A 22,046-nucleotide genomic window follows, 5' to 3' on the forward strand; every position below is an offset into this window, starting at 1 on the left:
GATGAAAACCGTGTCGATGCTGATCGGCGGCGAACAGGTGCAGGCGCGCAACGGTGCGACCTTCGAGCGGCGTAACCCTCTCGACGGCGAGGTCGCCACGCGCGCGCCGGCTGCGACGGTCGAAGACGCCGTGGCCGCCGTTAATGCCGCGGCCGCCGCGTTCCCGGTGTGGTCGGCACTCGGCCCGAGCGAGCGTCGTGCGCTGCTGACGAAGGCCGCGCAGGCGCTCGAAGCGAAGGCCGACGTGTTTGCCGCCGCGATGGCGGCCGAGACCGGCGCGTCGGGCATCTGGGCGGGCTTCAACGTGCACCTCGCCGCGGCCGGCCTGATCGAGGCGGCGGCGCTCACCACGCAGATCGCCGGCGAACTGATCCCGTCGGACGTGCCCGGCAGCCTCGCGATGGGCGTGCGTCAGCCCGCGGGCGTGGTGCTCGGCATGGCGCCGTGGAACGCGCCGGTGATTCTCGCGGTACGCGCCATCGCGCTGCCGCTCGCCTGCGGCAACACGGTCGTGCTCAAGGGCTCGGAGATCTGCCCGGCCACCCATGGCCTGATCATCGAAACGATGCAGGAGGCCGGCTTGCCGCGCGGCACGGTGAATTTCGTGACGAACGCGCCCGCCGACGCCGCGCGGATCGTCGACGCGATGATCGAACACCCGCAGGTGCGCCGCGTGAACTTCACGGGCTCGACGCGCGTGGGTCGCATCATCGCCGAAACTTGCGCGCGGCATCTCAAGCCCGCCGTGCTCGAACTCGGCGGCAAGGCGCCGCTCATCGTGCTCGATGACGCCGACCTCGACGCTGCGGTGAACGCAGCCGTATTTGGCGCGTTCGCGAATTCCGGGCAGATTTGCATGTCGACGGAACGCATCATCGTCGACGAGAGCATTGCCGATACGTTTGTCGACCGGCTCGCCACGCGGGCGCGCGCGTTGCCGCTTGGCGACCCGCGCAAGGGGCCGGTCGTGCTCGGCTCGGTGGTGGACATGAGCACGGTGGAGCGCTGCAACGCGCTGCTCGACGATGCGCTCGCGAAAGGCGCGACGCTGGTGTGCGGCGGCAAGAGCGAGACCACGCTGATGCCCGCCACGCTACTCGACCGCGTGAGCCCCGACATGCGCATCTATCACGACGAATCGTTCGGCCCGGTGAAGGCGATCGTGCGCGTGCGCGGCGAAGAGGCCGCGATTGCCTGCGCGAACGACAACGAGTATGGCCTGTCGGCCGCGGTGTTCAGCCGTGACACCGCACGCGCGTGGAATGTCGCGAAGCGCATCGAGTCGGGCATCTGCCACATCAACGGCCCGACCGTGCACGATGAAGCGCAGATGCCGTTCGGCGGTATGAAGGCGAGCGGCTTCGGCCATTTTGGCGGCAAGGCGGGGATCGCAGAATTCACCGATCTGCGCTGGATCACGCTGCAAACGGCGCCGCGCCACTATCCGTTCTGACCCGGAGGGGCTGCGATGCCTCAGGCATTGGATATCGCGATTCTCAGCGCGGGCGCGCTGGGTTCGCATGTTGATCACCCAGGTCGAGCGATCCCTGAAGTCATGCGCAAACGTCACCGAGACGTGCGCAGCAGATAAAAACGGAGACAGCCTCATGAGTTACGTTCCTCGCGCTTGCGCAGCGGGTTCGGCCGCGTACGACGACGCAACCGTCGCGGGAATAACGCGCGGCGGCAGCGTCGTCGACATCGGCCATGCGCTCGACGACGGTCCCTATACGCTGTTGCAGAAGATGGCGGTGTTGCTCGCGGCGCTGTCGATTGTCGTCGACGGATTCGACAGCCAGTTGATCGGCTTTGCGATTCCGGTGCTCACCAGAGAGTGGGGCATCACACGCAACGCGTTTGCGCCCGTGGTCGCGTCGGGGCTGATCGGCATGGGCATCGGCAGTGCGCTCGCCGGTCTGTTCGCGGACCGTTTCGGCCGGCGCTGGGCCGTGATCGGGAGCGTGTTCGTGTTCGGCACGGCGACTTGCGCGATCAGCTTCGCGCCGAATGTCGCGGCCATCGCGGCGCTGCGCTTTATCGCCGGGCTGGGCATCGGCGGGGCGCTGCCCACTTCGACCACGATGACCGCCGAATTCACGCCCGCGCGTTTTCGCACCTTCGCGGTGACCGCGACGATCCTCTGTGTGCCGCTTGGCGGCATGGTCGCGGGACTGTTCGCCGGACAGGTGTTGCCGGTCTACGGCTGGCGCGGCCTGTTTGTCGCGGGCGGCGTGCTGCCGCTCGTGCTAGCCGTCGCGCTGCTCGCCGCACTGCCGGAGTCGCCGCGCTTTCTGGCGCGCCGGCCGCGCCGCTGGCCGGAACTCGTGGGCCTGCTGCGGCGCATGGCGCGTGAAGTCTCCGTCGATGCGAGTTTCACCGATGTGCGCGAGCAGAGCGCGGAGCAGCACGTTGGCTTCACGGCGTTGTTTCGCGATGGCCGCGCGCGCGACACCGTCGCCATCTGGGCGGCATTCTTCATGTGCCTGCTGGCGGTGTACGCCGCATTCAGCTGGCTGCCGTCCATGTTGACGAGCGAAGGGTTGAGCGTGTCGCTCGCGGGCTATGGCCTCAGTGCATATAACCTCGGCGGCGTGATCGGCGCGTTGCTGTGCGCGCTCGCCATCGGACGCTACGGCTCGCGCTGGCCGTTGCTGCTGTGTTGCCTCGGCGGTGTTGCGAGTGCGTGGCTGCTGCCAGGCGTCAATGCGAAGCAACACACGGCGCTGCTGATCGTCGGCCTTGGTCTGCACGGTCTCTTCGTGAACGCGGTGCAATCGACGATGTATGCACTTTGCGCCTACGTTTATCCGACCAGCGTGCGTGCGACAGGCACGGCGTCGGCGCTCGCGTTCGGGCGCGTCGGCGCGATTCTCAGCGCATTCGCGGGCGCGGCGGTCATCACCGCGGGCGGTGCGTCGGGCTATCTGCTGATGCTCGGCACCGCGATGGTCATGGCGTTGATCGCGCTCGCGGTGGTATGCCGCCATATCCCGCGTGGAGGCGCCGCGCGAGGGCGCTGATTGACGGTCTATCGTGGTGCGTCCGTCACGCGAGGGGCATGTCCGGATGGTCTGATTATTTTCGTTGCTGCTAGCCAGTGCTCGTGTCTCACGAGTGGTTGTCACGCGGCTAGGTTGGCGAACCTGTACGACGGCAAGGCTTGGTTCGCGTTCACGGACTCCGGCGATCGGACGCGCGTATGCGACTGAACGGCCACAGCCACCACATCGCGAACTGCGACTGGGAGGCGGCTGGCTCGGCCGGTAATTTGTTCGGACGACCGGAATAAAATCGGACCTAGAGGTTCGGTAAAGACAAGTCATCTACAATGGGCTACCGCGTCGAACGAGCCACCGGCTCGGGCGGCGCGCCGGCCCCAGTTTTATCCGCCAACTGCGAGCTAGATAGACGTGAACGGTATCCGGAGGCATTCCATGCAGAACGAACAAATACGTGAAGTCATCAATGCGCACTGGAGTGCATCGGCGGCCGGCGATCTCGACGCGGAACACGCTATCTACGATGACGATGCGATCTGTGACTATCCCCAATCAGGTGAACGAGTCCTCGGGCGGATTAATTTGCAGGCACTGCGCAGTCATCATCCAGAAAAGCCGTCGGGTTTCCACGTCAAGCGAATCCAGGGAGAAGGCAATCTCTGGATTACGGAATACATCATTACCTATAAAGGGCGAGCGACTTGCACGGTAAGCATTATGGAGTTCTGCAACGGCAAGGTTGTTCACGAGACCCAGTATTTTTCGGATCCGTTTAAGGCGCCGGATTGGCGGAGTCAATGGGTTCGGCAGATCCCGTGACAACGCGTTGCGGCACCGCAATGCGCCGACCTCTATCGCCATGAATCAGGATATTGAACACGCTCTCGCCGCTGCGCAACAGCGCTTCGCGGCCGGGCAATTCGACGAAGCCTCAGGTCTGCTAAGCAGTATTGTGGCGACCGTTCCCGATCACGGCGAAGCGCTTGAGGGCCTCGGCTACATTGCCGCCAGACTGGGCGATCATGCACGCGCGGCCGAGTACCTGATACGGGCTTCGGCGCACATGTCCATGTCCGTGGAGCAGCTGAATTTCGCCGCGTTGGCCTGTCAGTTGGCGCAACGCCACAATGATGCAATCGCGCTGTTCGAGCGCTGCCTGGTTCGATTGCCGAACCACATCGCCTCGTTGCATGGCGCCGCGATGTCGCTGATCCAGCTTGGCGAACTTGAGCGCGCGCTCGGGATACTGGTGCATCTGTGCAAAATCCAGCCGCAATCAGCCGAAGCGCATTACAACCGGGGGACGCTGCTCGGTACGATGGGGCGCCATGAGGACGAACTCCAGGCCTACCGGCAGGCGATCGCGATCAACCCGCGTTTCGTGCGCGCATACGTCAATCTCGGGGTCGCTTTGCGAGATCTGCGGTGCTTCGATGAGGCGTTGCTTCAATTCAAGAAGGCGGTTTCGCTCGATCCGAACGACGCTGGCGCCCGCACCAATCGAGCTCAGACGAATCTGCTGCTCGGGGAATTCGAACACGGCTGGCGCGAATACGAATGGCGTTGGCGCGATGGCACCCAAAGCCACGGCTTTGCGGCGAGTACCCAATGGACTGGCGTCCAACCGATAGGTGGCAAGACAATTTTCGCTCATCATGAGCAGGGGTTCGGTGACACGCTGCAATTCCTGCGCTTCGTCAATCGACTCAGTGCGGTCGGCGCTCGCGTCGTGTTGCGAGTTCAGGATGCGCTACTGCCACTTCTCCAGGATTATCCCGGTGCGGCCGAAGTCATCGGCGAGACAGCAGAGGTGCCACGTTTCGATTTTCATATTCCAATTCTCAGTCTGCCGTTTGCGCTCAAGGTTCGCGCACCCGATCTCGCGACACCGGGTCCGTATCTGCGCGCAGACGATGCGCTCGTCTCTCAGTGGGACGATTTGTTCGTAGGTAGCCGTCAACGGCCGCACATCGGGATCGCATGGTCGGGCAGCGTGTCGCATCTGAACGATCGCGAACGGTCCATATCGCTCGAACAACTGAAGCCGTTGTTAGATGCGGATGCGAATTTCTTCGCGCTGCAACGGGACGTCCGCGACAGTGATCGACACTCCCTCGCGCAGTTCGATCAGCGCGGGGTGCTGCGCGATGTTTCCACGCGGCTCGCCACGTTCGCTGAGACCGCTGCGCTGATCGCCCGTCTCGACCTCGTCATCAGCGTCGACACGGCTGTCGCGCACCTGGCAGGGGCGCTTGGGAAGCCCTTATGGATTGCTTTGCCGTTCATGCCGGACTGGAGATGGCAACTCGACAGAGGCGATAGTCCGTGGTATTCGCAGGCGCGGCTATTTCGGCAAACGACCCGAGGTGACTGGACTGACGTAGTCGCTGCGCTTCGCGCCGAGATCGACGCCTTGCGCAGCGCGTGATGCGTTCGCTCAGTTCCGCTTCGACGCATTACCTCGCGCGAATGACATCCACGGCCTTGAGAACCCGCCCAAAGAACTCATCAGCACTGGCCGGATTCAACCAGCGGACGATGACCGTCATGCGCCGCTCCGGCTCGATCCACGTAAAGGAGCTCCCCGCCCCGACGCCGAAATAACTCGACGCCGGCACGCTCGGGAAAATCTTGCGATCGGTATTGAGCCATACCAGGTAGCCATAAAACGGTGCGAGCGCGCACGGCGTTCGCATGCGTGCGATCCATTCACGGGACAGGATGCGCCGGCCGTCCACCACGCCCTCGTTCAGCAGCATCTGCGCGACCTTGAGTTGATCGTTCGCGCTGACCGACATGCCGCCGCCCCAGTGCGTGCCGCCAGGAACGGATTGCATGCGGCGTCCGTCGATCTCGACCCACGCATTGTCGTAGCCGACCCATTGCCAGTTTTCACTCGCACCGGCCGGACGCATGATCGTTTCTCGGAACACTTCAGGCAACGGTTGCCGGAACAGATGAAGCAGCGCGAGCGAAAGCTGGTTGATACGCACGTCGTTGTATTCCCAGTATGTACCGGTCTTGTGCAGCGGACGCAGGTCGCCCTTTTTTCCGTCCGGCGGCGCGGCGAAGTTGACGGCTCGATAGTGGTCAGCCTGATCCGGGAGACCGAAGTACGAGCCCTGCCATTCGCTCGTTTGTTGAAGCAGGTGCGCCCAGGTCACGGCGGCATTGTGTTCGTCATCGAAGCCAATGCCGGGCACCCGCACATGGACCGCCTCGTCGACATCCGGCAGCAGTCCGCGATCAAACGCTACACCGGCGAGCAAAGCCAGGCACATCTTGGCAACGCTGAAAGTCAGATCGGCCCGATCGGGTTCGCCCCATGACGTCAACACGCGGCCATCGACGGCAATCGTGCCGGAGACGGGGCCGCGATCATGGACCGGGCCGAGCAGCCGGTTCCACGGCGGCGGGTCGTTCACGTGCACGCCCCATGCGCCGCCGACGTGGCGATCCCAAAGCGATTCATGTTCCACTGCGAACTGCACTGCCTGTTGCAAATCGTCTTGCATGCGTAAAGTCCTGTTGATCCAGCCGGGCTCCGGTTTAATGCGCATTCAGGCGCACACGGGCCCATACGATAGTGAAGAGACTGATGACGGCCGCTAGCATCAGATAGAGGCCAGGGGCGAGGTTGTTGCCGGTCGCCGCGATCAGCGCGGCCACGGCAAGCGGGGTGAAGCCGCCGAACACCGTAGTGCCGACGTTGTAGCCGAGCGCCATGCCCGTGGTGCGCGTGCGAGTTGGAAAGAGCTCCGACATCAACGCGGGAATCGGCGCGAAATAGGTGGCCTTCAAGATGGCGACCCAAACGACCGCGGCAAGCAGCGTCGCAAGCGACGGGTGCGCGTTCATCAGCATGAAGGCCGGATAGACCGTCGCGAAGAACAACATGCCGGCGCCCAGCATGATGCGCGTGCGGCCTACCTTGTCGGACCAGTGGCCGACGACGGGCGTCAGCGCCATCATGATAAAACCGGCCAGCAGCGTGGCAATGAAGCCGGACGAGGGCGCGAGACCGAGTTGCCGCGACGCATCCGTCGGCATGTAAAGGAGCATGTAGTTGGCCGTGGTGGTGAGCACGAGCGCGCCGATCGACACGAGAATGCGCTCCTTCTGCGTTGCCAGCAATTCCCGCACGGGAGACGCCGACTTCTCCGCGCGCTCGAACTCGGGCGTTTCGTCTATACGCCGGCGGATGTACAGGCCGACGGGACCGATCAGCATGCCGAACAGAAAAGGAATGCGCCAGCCCCAGCCTTCGAGCTGAGCCTGGGTCAGCACGCCGGTCAGCACCGCGCCGAACGCGGATGCGATCAGCGTGCTCGCGCCCTGGCTGGAGAACTGCCAGCTTGCCATGAAGCCTTTGCGGGCCGGCGCGTGCTCGATCAGAAACGCCGTAGAACTACCGAATTCGCCGCCGGCGGAAAAGCCTTGCAACAGGCGTGAAGCGAAAATGCCGATCGGCGCGAGCAGGCCGATCGCCGCATAGGACGGCATCAGCGCGACCATGCCGGTGCCGAGCGTCATCATCGCGATGGACAGGGTGAGCGACGCCTTGCGGCCCTTGCGATCGCTGAACGAGCCGAGCACCAGCGCGCCGACCGGCCGCGCCAGATAGGACAAGGCGAACGTGCCGAGGGTCAGCAGCAGCGAAACCGTCTTGTCGTGTACCGGAAAGAATGTCCGCGACAACACGGTGGCGAAGTAGCCGTACACGATCAGGTCGAAGAACTCGAGCGCGTTGCCGATGGAAGTCGCGAGGATCAGGCGCGACACGCCCGGGCGCGACGCGGATTGGGCAATCGCGCCGGCCGCGGGGGCGGAATCAATGCTCATGGCGGTGTCCTTGGGCGACGTTGCGCGGGCGTGTGGATGCGTTGCCGGCTCCCTGGCGCTCCCTACAGAAAGCGACACGGCGTTGCAGGTCTTCGGGAAAACGCGCGGAATCGCAGGCATCCGCCGCGGATTGAATAGCCGTGTCACGTGTCAACGTTGTTCTCCGGTGTCGCGCTCCGTGGGCGAGAGCGCCTGATTCGAAGCGATGGGGCGATCTTGGCGTGGACGATATTTGTAGACAATTACAATATTTGGCAGATATCGTTGCCGAAACGGCAAAGCGGGACGGTCATGACCCAAATGGACAACACGGCGCTGCGTTACTTCCTTGAAGTGGCGCGTAGCGGCTCGCTGAGCAAGGCGTCGGAGCGGCTCTACGTGGCCGTGTCGGCGCTGAGCAGGCAGATTGCGAAGCTGGAGGCGGAAGTCGGCGCGGCGCTGTTCGAGAGGCGGCCGCGTGGCATGGTATTGAGCGATGCCGGCCACTTGCTTGCCGAGCATGCGCGCCGCACGCTGCTCGATGCGGAGCGCGTGACCGAGGAGATTCGCGGACTGAGCAACGGCGGCCGCGCGACGATTCGCGTGGCGAGTTCGGAGGGCGTTGCCCCCCATTTTTTGCCGCAGGTTTTCGCGCGCTTTCTGAAGACGTACCCGGCGACGCATTTTCAGCTCGACGTGTCCGCGCCGTCGGTTGCAACCCAGCGCGTGCGCGACGGCGTCGCCGACATCGCCGTGTGTTTCAGCATTTCGCCGGAGAAGGACATCAATGTGGTGTACTCGCAGCGCGCACCGATTTTCGCGCTGGTGCGGCGCGGTCATCCTCTCGCGGCGCGCGAGTTCGTGACGCTCGCGGACCTGCTGCCGTGGCCGCTCGCAATCGACCATCAGGGCGTGACGATCCGTCAGCTATTCGACATTTCGTGCAGCGTGGCAGGCCTGGTTTTCGACCCGGTGTTCGTCAGCAATTATCACGCGGCGCTACAAACCTTCGTCCTGCAAACCGATGCCGTCACGGTGACCGGGCTTCTGACCGTGCGCAGCCGGCTGGAGGTGGATGGCCTCGCCGTCGTGCCGATCCGCAATCCCGAACTCCAGCAGCGCACGCTCCAGATCCAGACGATGGCCGGGCGGACTTTGCCGCATGCGGTGCAGGCGTTCGTCGAACGGCTGACGGGCGCGATCGATGATCCCGCGCTTCTCGACTGAAGCGGCGCGAACCCGAATCTGGCGCGCACGGGAATCGAGGGCATGCCTGTTGCGCCGAACATCAACCGTTTTTATGGCCGCGACTCATTCTGGCAACACCGTTCATCTAATGGTCTAATGCCATTCCTTTATCATTTCAGATCTCGTTGAATGGGCCGATGCATTTGAAAGCTCCATTTTCTTGTTGGGCCACGTGGATTTAGAGGCACTTATGTCGACGGACGCAGACGCAATCACGGATGAACGGATCGCTGGCATTGCGGATCGCATGGTCGAAGAAGGTCGGAACGTATCTCCGGTGACAATCTGGACCGAGGTCCGTGGCGGTTCGATCGTCGCCATCGCCGCGGCGCTCGACCGCTGGCGCGAAGCGCGTCAGCCACAGTTTGCGCAACCTCAGGCTCAAGCGTTACCGGAAAACATCGCCGAAAATATCATGAGCGCGGCCGGCCGGCTCTGGTCGGCCGCTCACGACGACGCGCAAAGGGCAGCCAGTCAGCGCCTGGGTGTCGTGCATCAGCATCTCGACACGATGCTCGCGGAGCGGCGCGAAGCCCTTGCCGAGTATCAGCGGGTGGTGGAAGAAGTCGAAGCCGGGCGCGAGCGTCTCGCTGCTTTGACGGATGCCCACAGCGCCTCGCAGGAAGCTACCCGGCGACTCGAAGCAGAACTCGCGGCGTCGACACATCGCGGCGAAACCGCCGAGGCACGAGTGGAAGAGCTCGTGCAGCGCGCATCGGCCGATCATGCCGAACTCGAATCGACCAGCGCGGCCCTCGATGAGGAACGCGCGGCGCGTGCCGAGTTGGGCGCGGCTATTGCCAGCAAAGATGACGAGATAACCCGCCTCACGCACGCGCAGCGCGCTTCGGAGGACGCCGCCACGCGTCTCAAAGAGGAACTCGCGACGTCGACCCACCGCGCCGATGCGGCCGAGGCGCGAGTGGAAGAGATGGTGCAGCGCGCGTCGGTGGAACTTGCCGAACTCGAAAAAACCAGGGCGGCGCTTGATGAGGAACGTGCTGCGCGTGATGCATTGAGCGCGGCCGTTTCGAGCAAAAACGACGAGATAGCGCGGATCACGCGCAAGCGCGATGAGGCGTGGAAGGAGGCCGCGGCTTTGGGCGAAGCCTATCGGGCGATGTCTGACGAAGTGAAGCGATGGTCCGAGGAAGCGGGCGCGGCTTCATCGCGCGCTGAAGCCGCCGAGGCGCAACTGAACGAGAGCCGCGCGCAACTCGCCGCGCGGCAGACCGAGTTGGACGATGCGCTCAACGCGTTGGAGGTCGAGCGCGAGGCTGCTACGGCGCGGCAGGAGGAAGCATCGGGCAATCTCGGCGAATTGCAGCGCGTGGCAGGGGAGCTTGAGGAGGCGCGGAAAGAAATAAGCGCCATGGCTGACGCGAAAGCAGCCGCGATCGATGAAGCCGCCCGCGTCCCGCAGGAAGTCACCGCCGCGGCTCAACGAGCCGACGCGGCCGAGCAACGAGCAGCAGGGCTTGAGCAACGCTACACGGAACGCGACGCCGCACGCGTGCAGGAGTTGGACGATGTGCGTAATGCATTCGCGTTGGAGCGCCAGACTGCTGCGGCGCGTCTGGATGAAGCGTCGGTCGATCTCGGCGAATTGCAGCGCGTAGCCGGCGAACTCGAGGAGGCGCGGAAAGAAATAAGCGCCATGGCTGACGCGAAAGCAGCCGCGATCGATGAAGCCGCCCGGGTCGCGCAGGAAGCTACCGCCGCGACTCAACGAGCGGACGCGGCCGAGCAACGAGCAGCAGGGCTTGAGCAACGCTACACGGAACTCGACGCCGGGCGCGTGCAGGAGCTGAACGATGCACGCGATGCGTTGGCAGTCGAGCGCCAGACAGCGGCGGCGCGGCAGGAGGAAGCATCGGCCAATCTCGGCGAATTGCAGCGCGTAGCCGGCGACCTCGAGGAGGCGCGGAAAGAAATAAGCGCCATGGCTGACGCGAAAGCTGCCGCGATCGATGAAGCCGCCCGCGTCGCGCAGGAAGTCGCCGCCGCGGCTCAACGAGCAGACGCGGCCGAGCAACGAGCAGCAGGGCTTGAGCAACGCTACACGGAACTCGACGCCGCACGCGTGCAGGAGTTGGACGATGTGCGCAATGCATTCGCGTTGGAGCGCCAGACTGCTGCGGCGCGTCTGGACGAAGCGTCGGTCGATCTCGGTGCACTGCAGCGCGTAACCCGGGAACTCGAGGCAACCCGCAAAGAGGTCAGCGCCATGGCCGATGCAAAGGCAGCCGCGATCGGAGAAGCGGCCCGCGTCGCGCAGGAAGTCACCGCCGCGGCTCAACGAGCAGACGCCGCCGAGCAACGAGCAACCGGACTTGAGCAACGCCTCGCGGAACTCAATGCTGCGCGCCTCCAGGAAGTACAACGCGATGAGTCTGCGAGAGCGGACGAAGTAGCCGCGTTGCGGCGTCAACTATCGGCCGAAGCCAAAGCGCATGAGAAGGCTTTCAACGAGCTTCGCGCATTGGCTGAACAGTGGGTCGCGCATGCAAAGGATCTGAAGCAGCGACTCGGTTCGGCCAATGAGAAGATATTGTTCGTCGACGCGCGCAGCACAGGAGAGGTGGCGCTGCTACGACGGCTCTCGGCTGAACTTGAACGGCTCAAGCCGGATCATGAGCTGGCATCCCGCGACGCGCAGCAAAAACTGATTGGCGCGACGATGGCCGAACGACTCGCCCAGAAGGGTTACCGATATGACCCGGCCACGGCGGTTATTTCCAAAGTGGAAAGCTGATGATGGAGATCGGTTCGACTATGGGGCGGCGTGGCGTGATGTTACCGGAATACGTCATTTACGCCGCTAGCCTATCGAACGTGAGAACGGGACAATGCGTTGCAACGATACCCGCACAAGGAGATCCGTATGTCCCCGGTTTCAGCCGTTCCGGCCGCCGACAGTGGCGCGGCGCTGGCTCACTTCAGTACGTCGTTGTCGTTCGAAACAGATTGCGCCGACGTACATGCGTCACTTGAAAACGACGACCCGCTTTCCGTCGATTTCGTCCTGCTCGACGTGCGTCGCCCCGCGCTTTTCGCACGCGGCCATGTTCCAGGCGCCGTGAATCTTTTGCACGGCAAGATTGTGGCGTCGAAGCTTGCTGAGTATCCGCCCGATACGCTCTTCGTCACGTACTGCGCGGGCCCTCACTGCAACGGCGCAACGCGCGCCGCAATGAAACTTGCTCAGCTCGGCCGCCCGGTCAAGGTCATGATCGGCGGCGTCACGGGCTGGCTCGACGAAGGTTTCCCGTTGGCTGTTGGCAATGCAACCTGATCCGCGGCGCGATTCGCAAGATGCATGCGCCTCTTGCGAATGTGTTTGCATGTCATTTTTGTCGGTCCACGGTTAGCGACACCAGATCCTTTTCCGAGTCTTTTGCATTTTTTCTTGCCTCTCTGATGCAGGGACACCGGTAACATCGCGCCATGCACAATCATCTCGTCGTCGCGCTCGCTTACGACCGGCTCTGCACCTTCGAATTCGGTTGTGTGACCGAACTGTTCGCGCTCGAGCGTCCCGAACTCGGCGTCGACTGGTATCGCTTCGCGGTATGCGCCGGCGAAGCCGGGCCGATCCGCGCGGCGGGCGGCATCACGATTGCCGCGCCTCACACGCTGAAGCTGCTGGAGCGCGCCGACACGATCGTCATCCCCGGCTGGCGCGATGCGGACGAAGCGCCGCCCGAACCGCTGCTGAAAAAGATTCGCGCCGCGTATGGGCGCGGCGCGCGCCTCTGTTCGATCTGCTCGGGCGTGTTCGTGCTGGCGGCCGCTGGCGTGCTCGACGGCAAGACCGTCACGACCCACTGGCGTTACGCCGCGAAATTGCAGCAGCGCTATCCGCAATTGCGCGTGCAGCCGGATGCGCTGTATGTCGACGAAGGGCGAATCATCACGTACGACAAATGCCTGATCGAGTTCAAGCTCTCCGCGCCGGAGACGCTCGACGTGCGCACGCACGGCTCGGCGACGGCCTGCGGTTTCGGCTTCAACGTGAGCGCCGACGGACGTTACTACCTGATGACGGGTTCCTGACGGCGCCCATACAGGCCTGCAAGGCCGAAGCCTTGAAAGCCTGAACCGGCAGCATGCAGAAAGCGATGTGGTCTACAGTGAAGGATGCACTGGCATCGAGCCTGCTGAAGCAGCCTCACTGAAGAAGTTCACGCTCGAAGCCCCGTCAAGCAGCCGCCTAACGGAACCGCCATGCCCGACATCGAGAAAATTATCGCCGGCTTCAACGCTGGCCGCGATCCCGAACGGCTCGCGATGAAATACCGGGCCATGCGCGGCTCGCCGTTCGTGTTTTTGCGCGGCACCTGTCATCTGTTCTACGAGCGCCTGCCGCGCGAAAAGGTGTTCGACGACGCGCCGCCGGTGTGGATTTGTGGCGACATGCACCTGGAGAATTTCGGCAGCTACAAGGCCGACAATCGGCTGATCTACTTCGACAACAACGATTTCGACGAAGCCTGTCTCGCGCCCGCGCTGTACGAGCTGGTGCGCCTGCTGACGAGCGTGCTGGTCGGCGCGGACGATCTCAAACTCAGCCGCGCGCAGGCGTTCGCGCTCTGTCATACCGCGGTGGAGGCTTACGGCGCGGCGCTCGCGTTCGGCAAGGCGCGCTGGATCGAGCCGGAAACGTCGGTCGGCATGGTGCGCGATCTGTTCGACGCGCTCGCGAGCCGCACGCGCGCCGCGCATCTCGACCGGCGCACGGTGCTCAAGGGCAAGACCCGCGTGCTGAAAGTGGACGGCAAGAAGGCGCTGCCGGTGAGCGACGCGCAGCGTTCTGCCGTCACGCAGTTCATGCAGCGCTTCGCGGCGGACGAGCCCAATCCCGAGTTTTATCGCATTCTCGACGTGGCGCGGCGGATCGCCGGCACCGGCAGCCTCGGCGTGGATCGCTACGTGATTCTGGTCGAAGGCAAAGGCTCTCCGGACGGCAATTTTCTGATCGATCTGAAAGAGGCGCTGCCTTCGTCGCTCGCGCCGCATCTGCACACGCCGCAGCCGAAGTGGCAGACCGAGGCGCAACGCGTCGTCGAAGTGCAGCGGCGCAATCAGGCGGTGTCGCAGGCATTCCTGCATGCGGTCGACTTCAACCAGCGCTCGTATGTGCTGCGCAGCCTGCAGCCTTCGGAAGACCGGGTCGCGCTGAGCGACTGGAACGGCAAGTTGCCGCGGCTCGAAGAAGTGGTCAACAGCATGGCCGAATTGAGCGCGTGGGCGCATCTGCGCAGCGGCGGCCGGCAGAAATCGTCGATCGCCGACGACTTGATCGCGTTCGGCAATCGCCGCGACTGGCAGTTGCCGTTGATCGAGATCGCGACGCGCTGCGAAGCACAGGTGCAGGTTGACTGGAAAGCGTATTGCGAGGCTTACGATCGCGGTGCGTTCCAGTTGGCGGGGAAGCGGTGAGCGGATTCGCTGGGGTGTTCGCGGCGTGAAGCAGGCGGTCGGCGTTCAACGCGTCGTGCAGCGCGTATTCGCGCACTGCGTCGCGCAGGTAACACGAGGCGGAACGCGTTGCGCAATCAAGCCGTAATCGAAGCGTAAGCACGCCGTAACTATGGTTGAAGCCGCAGAGAAACCATCGTGAGGCCGCCGAAAACCGCCGCAAAACAAATCGCGTCGGCATGTTCGGATCACCACTCGGATGCACTCCGCATCAAGCCGCCACCGGTGCCAGTGCCGCTCCAGACAAACCCCGATTGCTGCGAAGAATCCGCCGCTGATATCGTTCGCTGGTTCATGTGGAAGCGCTTCCACTCAAGCGTGTAACGAGCTCGGCGCGGCGTCTTCCATCCCACCAGGTTCCACCGATCTCAGCGTAGGAGAAGCCGTGGCAAACGACACATCCGCAGTCATCGAACCAGTCTCCCCCCAATCGCTCGCCGATCCGTTCACGCCGCTTGCGGACTCGTCGCTGTGGCGCAAGAATTTCCTGCTCGGCGCGGCCACCGCTTCGTATCAGATCGAAGGCGCGATCCACGAGGACGGCCGCCTGCCGTCCATCTGGGACACCTTCTCGGCGACGCCCGGCAAGGTGCTGGCCGGCGACACCGGCGCGGTGGCCTGCGATCACTACCATCGCTGGGAAGCGGATGTCGACATGCTGGTGGGGCTCGGCCTCGACGGCTATCGGCTGTCCATCGCATGGCCGCGCGTGATGGACGCGGCGGGCGCGCCGAACCGCAAGGGCATCGACTTCTACAAGCGCCTGCTCACGCGTCTGAAAGACAAGGGCGTCACGACCTTCGCCACGCTGTATCACTGGGACTTGCCGCAGCATCTGGAAGATCGCGGCGGCTGGCTCAACCGCGACACCGCGTACCGTTTCGCCGATTACGCCGACCTGATGAGCCGTGAACTGTCGGGTCTCGTCGACGCCTGGGCGACGCTCAACGAGCCCTGGTGTTCGGCGTATCTCGGCTACGGCAACGGCCACCATGCACCGGGCCTCGCGAACGAGCGCTTCGCGACGCAAGCGATGCATCATCTGCTGCTCGCGCACGGTCTTGCGCTGCCGATCCTGCGCGCCAACGATCCGCGCTCGCAAAAGGGCATCGTCGCCAACATCGGCCGCGGCACGGCCAACAGCGACAGCGCCGCCGACCAGCGCGCGGCGGAGTTGTTCGAGGTTCAGCACAACGCGTGGATTCTCGATCCGCTGCTCAAGGGAGAATATCCGCAGGCACTGTTCGAGTTGTGGCCCGGCACCGAGCCGCTCGTGCTCGACGGCGACATGAAAGTTATTTCAACGCCGCTCGACTTCCTCGGCATCAACTATTATTTCCGCACGAACGTCGCGAGCGACGGCGCGCACGGTTTCAAGGACGTGCCGCTCGAAGGTGTCGAGCGCACGCAGATGGGCTGGGAGGTGCACCCCGACGGCTTGCGCGATCTGCTGACCGGGTTCAAGGGGACTTACGCGAACCTGCCGCCGATCTATATCACCGAAAACGGCATGGCCTCGGACGACAAAGTGACGGACGGCCGCGTGGACGACGACCAGCGCATTTCGTTCCTCAAACGCCATCTGGCCGCCGTCGATCAGGCGATCAAGGCGGGCGTGGATATCCGCGGCTATTTCCTGTGGTCGCTGATGGACAACTTCGAGTGGGCGTATGGTTACGAGCGGCGTTTCGGCATCGTGCATGTGGATTACAACACGCAGAAACGCACGCTCAAACGCAGCGGGGAACTGGTAGCCAGGTTTTTGAAGGAGCGTAAGGCACAGGCGTAGTGGAGTGGGCAACAGCGGAGAGAGAGCCGGTTTGTATGTCGACTTGAACACGGGCACAAAGCCTGGAGGAGACGGAATGAACAGCAGAAAAATGGTCTTGCGAGGCGTGGTTGCAGCACTGACGTTATATGGCGTCGTCGCGCATGCGGAGCCCCTGAAGGCCAACGTGATTCACTGGTGGACCTCGGGGGGCGAGTCGGCCGCGATTCGCCAGTTTGCCGATGCCTATGACAAGGCCGGCGGCCAATGGGTCGACAACGCGGTGGCGGGCGCCGATCAGGCGCGCTCCACGGCGATCAACCGGATCGTCGGCGGCGATCCACCCACGGCCGCGCAGTTCAATACGTCCAAGCAGTTTCACGACCTGATCGATCAGGGCCTCTTGAACAACGTCGACGACGTTGCCGCGAAGGAAAACTGGAACGGCGTGTTCCCGGCGTCGATCATCGACAGCATCAAGGTGAAGGGCCACTACTATGCCGCGCCGGTCGACATCCACATGCCGGCCTGGTTCTTCTACTCGAAGCCGGTGTTCCAGAAGGCCGGCATCGCCGCCGAGCCGAAAAGCTACGACGAGTTCATCGCCGACCTCGGCAAGCTGAAGAGCGCGGGCGTGATTCCGCTCGCATTCGGCGGCCAGCCGTGGCAGGAGAAGATCACCTTCGACGCGGTGCTCGCCGACGTGGGCGGCCCCGATCTGTACATGAAGGTGTATCGCGACCGCGACGTGAACGCGGTGAAGTCGGATGCGTTCAAGAAAGTGCTGACGTCGTTCAAGCGTCTGCACGATTTCGTCGATCCGGGCTCGCCCGGCCGCAACTGGAACGACGCGACCGCGCTCGTGATTTCCGGCAAGGCCGGCGTGCAGATCATGGGCGACTGGGCCAAGGGCGAATTCTCGGCGGCCAACCAGAGCGCGGGCAAGGACTTCGGCTGCTTCCCCGGCTTCGGTCCGCATTCGCCGTATCTGGTCGCGGGCGACGTGTTCGTGTTCCCGAAGACCGACAACGCCAATGCGATCAAGGCACAGAACCTGCTGGCCACGGTGATGACCTCGCCGTCCGCGCAGGTCGCGTTCAGCGCGAAGAAGGGCTCGATTCCGATTCGCCCCGACGTGGACGCCGCCAGTCTGGACATCTGCGCGAAGGAGGGCATAGCGATCATGAAGGACAAGTCGCGTCAGCTGCCGAATCCGGAAATGCTGCTCTCGCCTGACACGCAAGGCGCGCTGATCGACGTCGTCACCAACTTCTGGAACAAGAACCAGTCGGTCGACGATGCGCAGAAAGCGTTTGCCAGCGCGTTGAAGAGCTAGGCGTCCGGCAATGCACGCGCTCAAGCTGCCAGCCGCCCGGCGGGGCGACCAGCCCCGCCACAAGCCGCTCGGGAAGCGTATTTCCATCGCGGCGTGGCTGGCGCTGCTGCCGATGGTCCTGACCGTCGTGTTCGCGTATCTCGGCACGATGGTCTGGACCGCGCGGGTGTCGCTCAGCAATTCGCGCACGTTTCCTTCGGGCGACTTCGCGGGCTTCACGCAATACGTGCGGCTCTTCCATAACGACCGCTGGTTGCTGTCGCTGCAAAACATCGTGATCTACGGCGCGTGCTTCATCGTCGCGTGCATGGTGATCGGTTTGCTGCTGGCGATTTTCATCGATCAGCGCGTGGTCGCCGAAGGCGCGTTGCGCACGGTGTTTCTCTATCCGTATGCGATGTCGTTCGTCGCGACGGGACTCGTCTGGCAATGGATTCTCAATCCGCAGCTGGGCGCGCAAGCCGTGCTGCACAAGCTCGGCTTCGTGCACGCGCGCTTCGACTGGATCGTCGATCAGGACTGGGTGATCTACACCCTCGTGATCGCGACGGTGTGGCAGGCGTCGGGCCTCGTAATGGCGCTGCTGCTCGCGGGCCTGCGCGGCATCGACGACGAACTGTGGAAGGCCGCGCGCATCGACGGCATTCCGCGTTGGCGCGTGTATGCGAGCATCGTCGTGCCGATGCTCGGACCGTCGATATCCACCGCCTTCGTGCTGCTGTTCGTGATGGTCGTGAAGCTGTACGACGCGGTAGTCGCGATGACCCAGGGGGGCCCCGGCACCGCCAGCGAAGTGCCGGCCAAGTTCATCATGGATTATCTGTTCGGGCGCGCCAATATCGGCCTCGCTTCGGCGGCGTCGATCGTGCTGCTGGCGACGGTGCTCGCGATACTCACGCCGTTCTTCTATGCCCGCAGCCGCGCGGCCAAGCGCCAGGAGGTGTGATGAACACGCTCGGTTCTCCGCTGAAAAGCGCCGCGCCGAGCCACGCGCGCAAGCGGCGGCGCACGGTTTTCACGCCGGCGCGCCTCGGCATCTACGCATTTTTGCTGACGGCGGCGCTGTTCTTCCTGCTGCCGCTTTACGTGATGCTCGTCACCTCGGTCAAGCCGATGAGCGAAATCCGGCTCGGCAATCTGCTGGCGTTCCCCACGCATTTCACGCTCGACGCATGGAGCGCCGCGTGGCAGTCCGCGTGCACCGGGCTCGATTGCAACGGTATCCGGGTCGGCTTCTGGAACTCGGTGCGCATCGTCGTGCCGAGCACGATCCTGTCGATCGTGGTCGGCGCGGTGAACGGCTACGCGCTGTCGTTCTGGCGGCCGCGCGGTGCGGGCGTGCTGTTCGGCGTGCTGCTGATGGGCGCGTTCATTCCGATTCAGGTGATGGTCTATCCGCTCGTGCGGGTGCTGGCGAGCGTGCATCTGTTCAGTTCGCTGCCGGGCATCGTCGTGATTCACACGATCTTCGGCATGCCGGTGATGACGCTGCTGTTTCGCAACTACTACGTGTCGATTCCGCAGGAGCTGTTCAAGGCGGCGCGGATCGACGGCGGCGGCTTCTGGCGCATCTTCCTGCAACTGATGCTGCCGATGTCCACGCCGATCATCGTGGTGGCGCTCATCATGCAGGTGACGAACATCTGGAACGACTTCATTCTCGGTCTCGTGTTCGCCGGCACGAAAAACCTGCCGATGACGGTGCAGCTGAACAACATCATCAATACGACGACCGGCGAGCGCCTCTATAACGTCAACATGGCGGCGACCATTCTGACTTCGATGGTACCGCTCGCGGTCTATTTCATTTCGGGGCGCTGGTTCGTGCGCGGCATTGCGTCCGGCGCTGTCAAGGGATAGGGATAGGGCAAAGGCAACGGCATGACAAACATGGCTGGTGTGGCAAATGCGGCTGACGTGGGCGACGGAGTGAGCGGGGCCGGCGTGGCGGACGCGGCGGATCTCACGAATCCGGCCAACGTGGCGGTGCGCAATCTGACCATTCGCCTCGGCACGAACACCGTGATCGAGAACCTCGATCTCGACGTGCAGGCCGGCGAGTTCATCGTGCTGCTCGGTCCATCGGGCTGCGGCAAGTCCACGTTGCTTCACAGCATCGCCGGGTTGATCGACGTGAGCGACGGCAGCATCGAGATCGCCGGCGAAGACATGACGTGGGCCGACCCGAAAGACCGGCGCATCGCGCTGGTGTTCCAGTCGTATGCGCTCTATCCGACCATGAACGTCGAGCGCAATCTGTCGTTCGCGCTGCGCATCAACGGCACGCCGAAGGCGGAGATCGCGCGGCGCGTGGCGCGCGCCTCCGAGATGCTGCAACTCGGCCCGCTGCTCAAGCGCAAACCGGCGCAACTGTCGGGCGGCCAGCGGCAGCGCGTGGCGATCGGCCGCGCGATCGTGCGCGAAGCCGACGTGTTCCTGTTCGACGAACCGTTGTCGAATCTCGACGCCAAGCTGCGCACCGAACTGCGCCGCGAACTCAAGCAGCTGCATCAACGCCTCGGCGCGACGATGATCTACGTGACCCACGATCAGGTCGAAGCGATGACGCTCGCCACCCGCATCGCGGTGATGCGCGGCGGCGTGATCCAGCAGTTCGGCACGCCCGCCGAAGTCTACGCGCGCCCCGACAACCTGTTCGTCGCAACCTTCCTCGGCACGCCCGCGATGAACCTGCTCACGGGCTCGCTCGAAGAGCGCAACGGCGCGCTGCACTTTTGCACCCCGCACTGGCAACTGGACGTGTCGGCTTACCCGTTCAGGCAGACACCGGCGCGAGGGCTGCCCCCTGTGCCCTGTGTGCTCGGCGTGCGCGCCGAAGACGTGCGGCTCGCCGAGGGTTCGAGCGAGCGTGCAAAAGTGTCGCTGGTGGAGCCAATGGGCAACCACCGCATCATCTGGCTCGACTATCATGGCGAGCAGATCGCGTCGATCGACCAGGGCAGGGCGCCGCTCACGCTCGGCGATAGCGCGACATTCTCGTTCGAAGCCGCCCACGTCTGCCTGTTCGAGGAGGCGAGCGGCGCGCGTTTGTAGCGCTGGAGACGGCGCGGTTGCAATCAACAAGGCATGACGGAGAACCGCGTGGCAACACTCAAGGATGTCGCGGCACTGGCCGGCGTAGGCATGTCCACTGCTTCGCGGGCCATTTCCGGTAAAGGACCCATCTCGGCCGATGCCGCCGCCCGCGTGAAGGCGGCGATCGAGGCGCTGAACTTTCGCCCGTCGTCGATCGGCCGGGCCATGGCGACGCAGTCGCTCGGCATCATCGGCATTTTTGTGCCGACCTTTTTCGGCTCCTACTACGGCACCATTCTCAAGCAGACCGACGCCGAACTGCGCGCGGTGCACCGTCACGTGGTGGTGGCGACCGGCTGCGGAGAAGTGTCGCCGCGCGAACAGGCGATCGAGGCGGTACGCTTTCTGATCGGCCGCGATTGCGACGGCGTGGTGGTGATCAGCCACGATCTGCATGACGAAGATCTGATCATGCTGCACGCGATGCATCCGAAGATGGTGTTTCTCAACCGCGCGTTCGAGCAGTTGCCGGAGGCGTCGTTTTGCGCCGACCATCCGCGCGGCGGCGAGCTGGCGGCGCGCACGCTGCTCGATCATGGGCACCGGGACATCGCGGTGATTTCGGGGCCGTTCACTTCGTCGGACAACCAGGCGCGGCTCGAAGGCTTCTTCGCCGAACTGGCGCGTGAAGGCATTGCGCGCGACGACGTCACGCTGATCGAATCGGACTTCTCGCCGGAAGGCGGCTACGCCGCCGCGCAGAAGCTGCTCGATTCGAAGCGGCGCGTCACCGGCCTCTTCTGCGCGAACGACACGATGGCGGTGAGCGCGCTCGCGCGTCTGCACCAGGCGGGCATTGCGGTGCCGGACGAGATGTCGGTGATCGGCTACGACGACGATTACTCGGCCGCTTATGCGGCGCCGGGACTGACGTCGGTGCACATTCCGACTGCGGAGCTGACGCAGAACGCAGTGCGCTGGCTGATCAACCAGTGCTACCGGACCACTTGGGAGATCTTCCGCGAGTTTCCGGTGAGCGTGACGATGCGCGAGTCGGTGGGTCCGGCGCCGGGCGCAACGGGTTCGCCGGTGAAGGCGGGGCATAGGCGCGGCGGAGCGTAGCCTGCTTACAGGTTGCCTGCATGGCTTACGGCTTCGCTCGAAGTATTCCTCCAATTGCCGCGTGAAGAGGGACGGCGCGGCTTTTCACGCACGAAGTGCGCTGCGGACCGCAACGGTTTGCCGCTTGATTATTGGTGGTTTTTCCGCCGTTTTCCGGCGAGTTTCAGCCTCTGCCGCGCAAGCAGATCCAGGCGTTTCGAAAAATTGTTGTAATTCTCCGCAACAGAGCTTTGCT

Annotated in this window: 16 protein-coding genes and 1 pseudogene; 15 read left to right on the forward strand and 2 right to left on the reverse strand. The window is 63.8% G+C overall.

What is annotated here, in order from left to right; all coding sequences use genetic code 11:
• Position 1: 1 nt before the first annotated feature.
• The 4 genes from PQR02_RS05435 to PQR02_RS05450 all read left to right on the forward strand — a co-directional run bounded on the left by PQR02_RS05435 (position 2) and on the right by PQR02_RS05450 (position 5,427).
• Positions 2 to 1,453 (forward strand): aldehyde dehydrogenase, encoded by a 1,452-nt coding sequence (locus PQR02_RS05435; protein ID WP_408226589.1) that lies wholly within the window; start codon positions 2 to 4, stop codon positions 1,451 to 1,453.
• A gap of 154 nt (positions 1,454 to 1,607) precedes the next feature.
• The gene (locus tag PQR02_RS05440; protein ID WP_408226592.1) at positions 1,608 to 3,020 is read left to right on the forward strand and encodes an MFS transporter; all 1,413 of its coding nucleotides are present in this window, start codon (positions 1,608 to 1,610) and stop codon (positions 3,018 to 3,020) included.
• Positions 3,021 to 3,434: 414 nt separating this feature from the next.
• The gene (locus PQR02_RS05445) at positions 3,435 to 3,818 is read left to right on the forward strand and encodes a nuclear transport factor 2 family protein (RefSeq protein WP_408226595.1); all 384 of its coding nucleotides are present in this window, start codon (positions 3,435 to 3,437) and stop codon (positions 3,816 to 3,818) included.
• A 40-nt stretch (positions 3,819 to 3,858) separates the two neighbouring features.
• Positions 3,859 to 5,427, forward strand: coding sequence for a tetratricopeptide repeat protein (locus PQR02_RS05450; RefSeq protein WP_408226598.1), 1,569 nt, complete (start codon positions 3,859 to 3,861; stop codon positions 5,425 to 5,427).
• A 28-nt stretch (positions 5,428 to 5,455) separates the two neighbouring features.
• Here the strand turns inward: PQR02_RS05450 and PQR02_RS05455 are convergent, their stop codons facing one another.
• Positions 5,456 to 6,514, reverse strand: coding sequence for a serine hydrolase domain-containing protein (locus tag PQR02_RS05455; RefSeq protein WP_408226601.1), 1,059 nt, complete (start codon positions 6,512 to 6,514; stop codon positions 5,456 to 5,458).
• Between the two features lie 34 nt (positions 6,515 to 6,548).
• On the reverse strand, positions 6,549 to 7,841 hold the full coding sequence (locus PQR02_RS05460) for an MFS transporter (protein WP_408226604.1): 1,293 nt from the start codon (positions 7,839 to 7,841) through the stop codon (positions 6,549 to 6,551).
• 300 nt (positions 7,842 to 8,141) lie between these two features.
• On the opposite strand from PQR02_RS05460, the gene PQR02_RS05465 reads away from it, so the two are divergent.
• The 11 genes and pseudogenes from PQR02_RS05465 (at position 8,142) to PQR02_RS05515 (ending at position 21,811) form a co-directional block, all read left to right on the forward strand.
• Positions 8,142 to 9,047 carry a LysR family transcriptional regulator gene (locus PQR02_RS05465; RefSeq protein ID WP_408226940.1) on the forward strand — a complete coding sequence of 302 codons (906 nt, stop codon included), beginning with the start codon at positions 8,142 to 8,144 and terminating at the stop codon, positions 9,045 to 9,047.
• Positions 9,048 to 9,258: 211 nt separating this feature from the next.
• A complete protein-coding gene (locus tag PQR02_RS05470; protein ID WP_408226607.1) occupies positions 9,259 to 11,823 on the forward strand; it encodes a DNA-binding protein in 2,565 nt (854 codons plus the stop codon).
• A 129-nt stretch (positions 11,824 to 11,952) separates the two neighbouring features.
• The gene (locus tag PQR02_RS05475) at positions 11,953 to 12,363 is read left to right on the forward strand and encodes a rhodanese-like domain-containing protein (protein WP_408226610.1); all 411 of its coding nucleotides are present in this window, start codon (positions 11,953 to 11,955) and stop codon (positions 12,361 to 12,363) included.
• A gap of 152 nt (positions 12,364 to 12,515) precedes the next feature.
• Positions 12,516 to 13,064, forward strand: a pseudogene (locus PQR02_RS05480) (DJ-1/PfpI family protein); the annotation flags it as partial.
• Positions 13,065 to 13,295: 231 nt separating this feature from the next.
• A complete protein-coding gene (locus tag PQR02_RS05485; protein ID WP_408226613.1) occupies positions 13,296 to 14,510 on the forward strand; it encodes a DUF2252 domain-containing protein in 1,215 nt (404 codons plus the stop codon).
• 424 nt (positions 14,511 to 14,934) lie between these two features.
• Positions 14,935 to 16,338, forward strand: coding sequence for a GH1 family beta-glucosidase (locus PQR02_RS05490; protein WP_408226616.1), 1,404 nt, complete (start codon positions 14,935 to 14,937; stop codon positions 16,336 to 16,338).
• 76 nt (positions 16,339 to 16,414) lie between these two features.
• A complete protein-coding gene (locus PQR02_RS05495) occupies positions 16,415 to 17,653 on the forward strand; it encodes an ABC transporter substrate-binding protein (protein WP_408226619.1) in 1,239 nt (412 codons plus the stop codon).
• A gap of 10 nt (positions 17,654 to 17,663) precedes the next feature.
• Positions 17,664 to 18,599, forward strand: coding sequence for a carbohydrate ABC transporter permease (locus PQR02_RS05500; RefSeq protein WP_408226622.1), 936 nt, complete (start codon positions 17,664 to 17,666; stop codon positions 18,597 to 18,599).
• Positions 18,599 to 19,513, forward strand: coding sequence for a carbohydrate ABC transporter permease (locus tag PQR02_RS05505; RefSeq protein ID WP_408226626.1), 915 nt, complete (start codon positions 18,599 to 18,601; stop codon positions 19,511 to 19,513). The genes PQR02_RS05500 and PQR02_RS05505 overlap by 1 nt, the downstream gene beginning before the upstream one ends.
• Positions 19,514 to 19,534: 21 nt before the next feature.
• The gene (locus PQR02_RS05510) at positions 19,535 to 20,707 is read left to right on the forward strand and encodes an ABC transporter ATP-binding protein (RefSeq protein WP_408226629.1); all 1,173 of its coding nucleotides are present in this window, start codon (positions 19,535 to 19,537) and stop codon (positions 20,705 to 20,707) included.
• Between the two features lie 48 nt (positions 20,708 to 20,755).
• Positions 20,756 to 21,811, forward strand: a complete 1,056-nt coding sequence (locus PQR02_RS05515) for a LacI family DNA-binding transcriptional regulator (RefSeq protein WP_408226632.1) — start codon at positions 20,756 to 20,758, stop codon at positions 21,809 to 21,811.
• The last annotated feature ends 235 nt before the right edge of the window (positions 21,812 to 22,046 follow it).

The sequence above is a fragment of the Paraburkholderia sediminicola genome, assembly GCF_046026895.1.
Taxonomy (GTDB): Bacteria; Pseudomonadota; Gammaproteobacteria; order Burkholderiales; family Burkholderiaceae; genus Paraburkholderia; species Paraburkholderia sediminicola_C.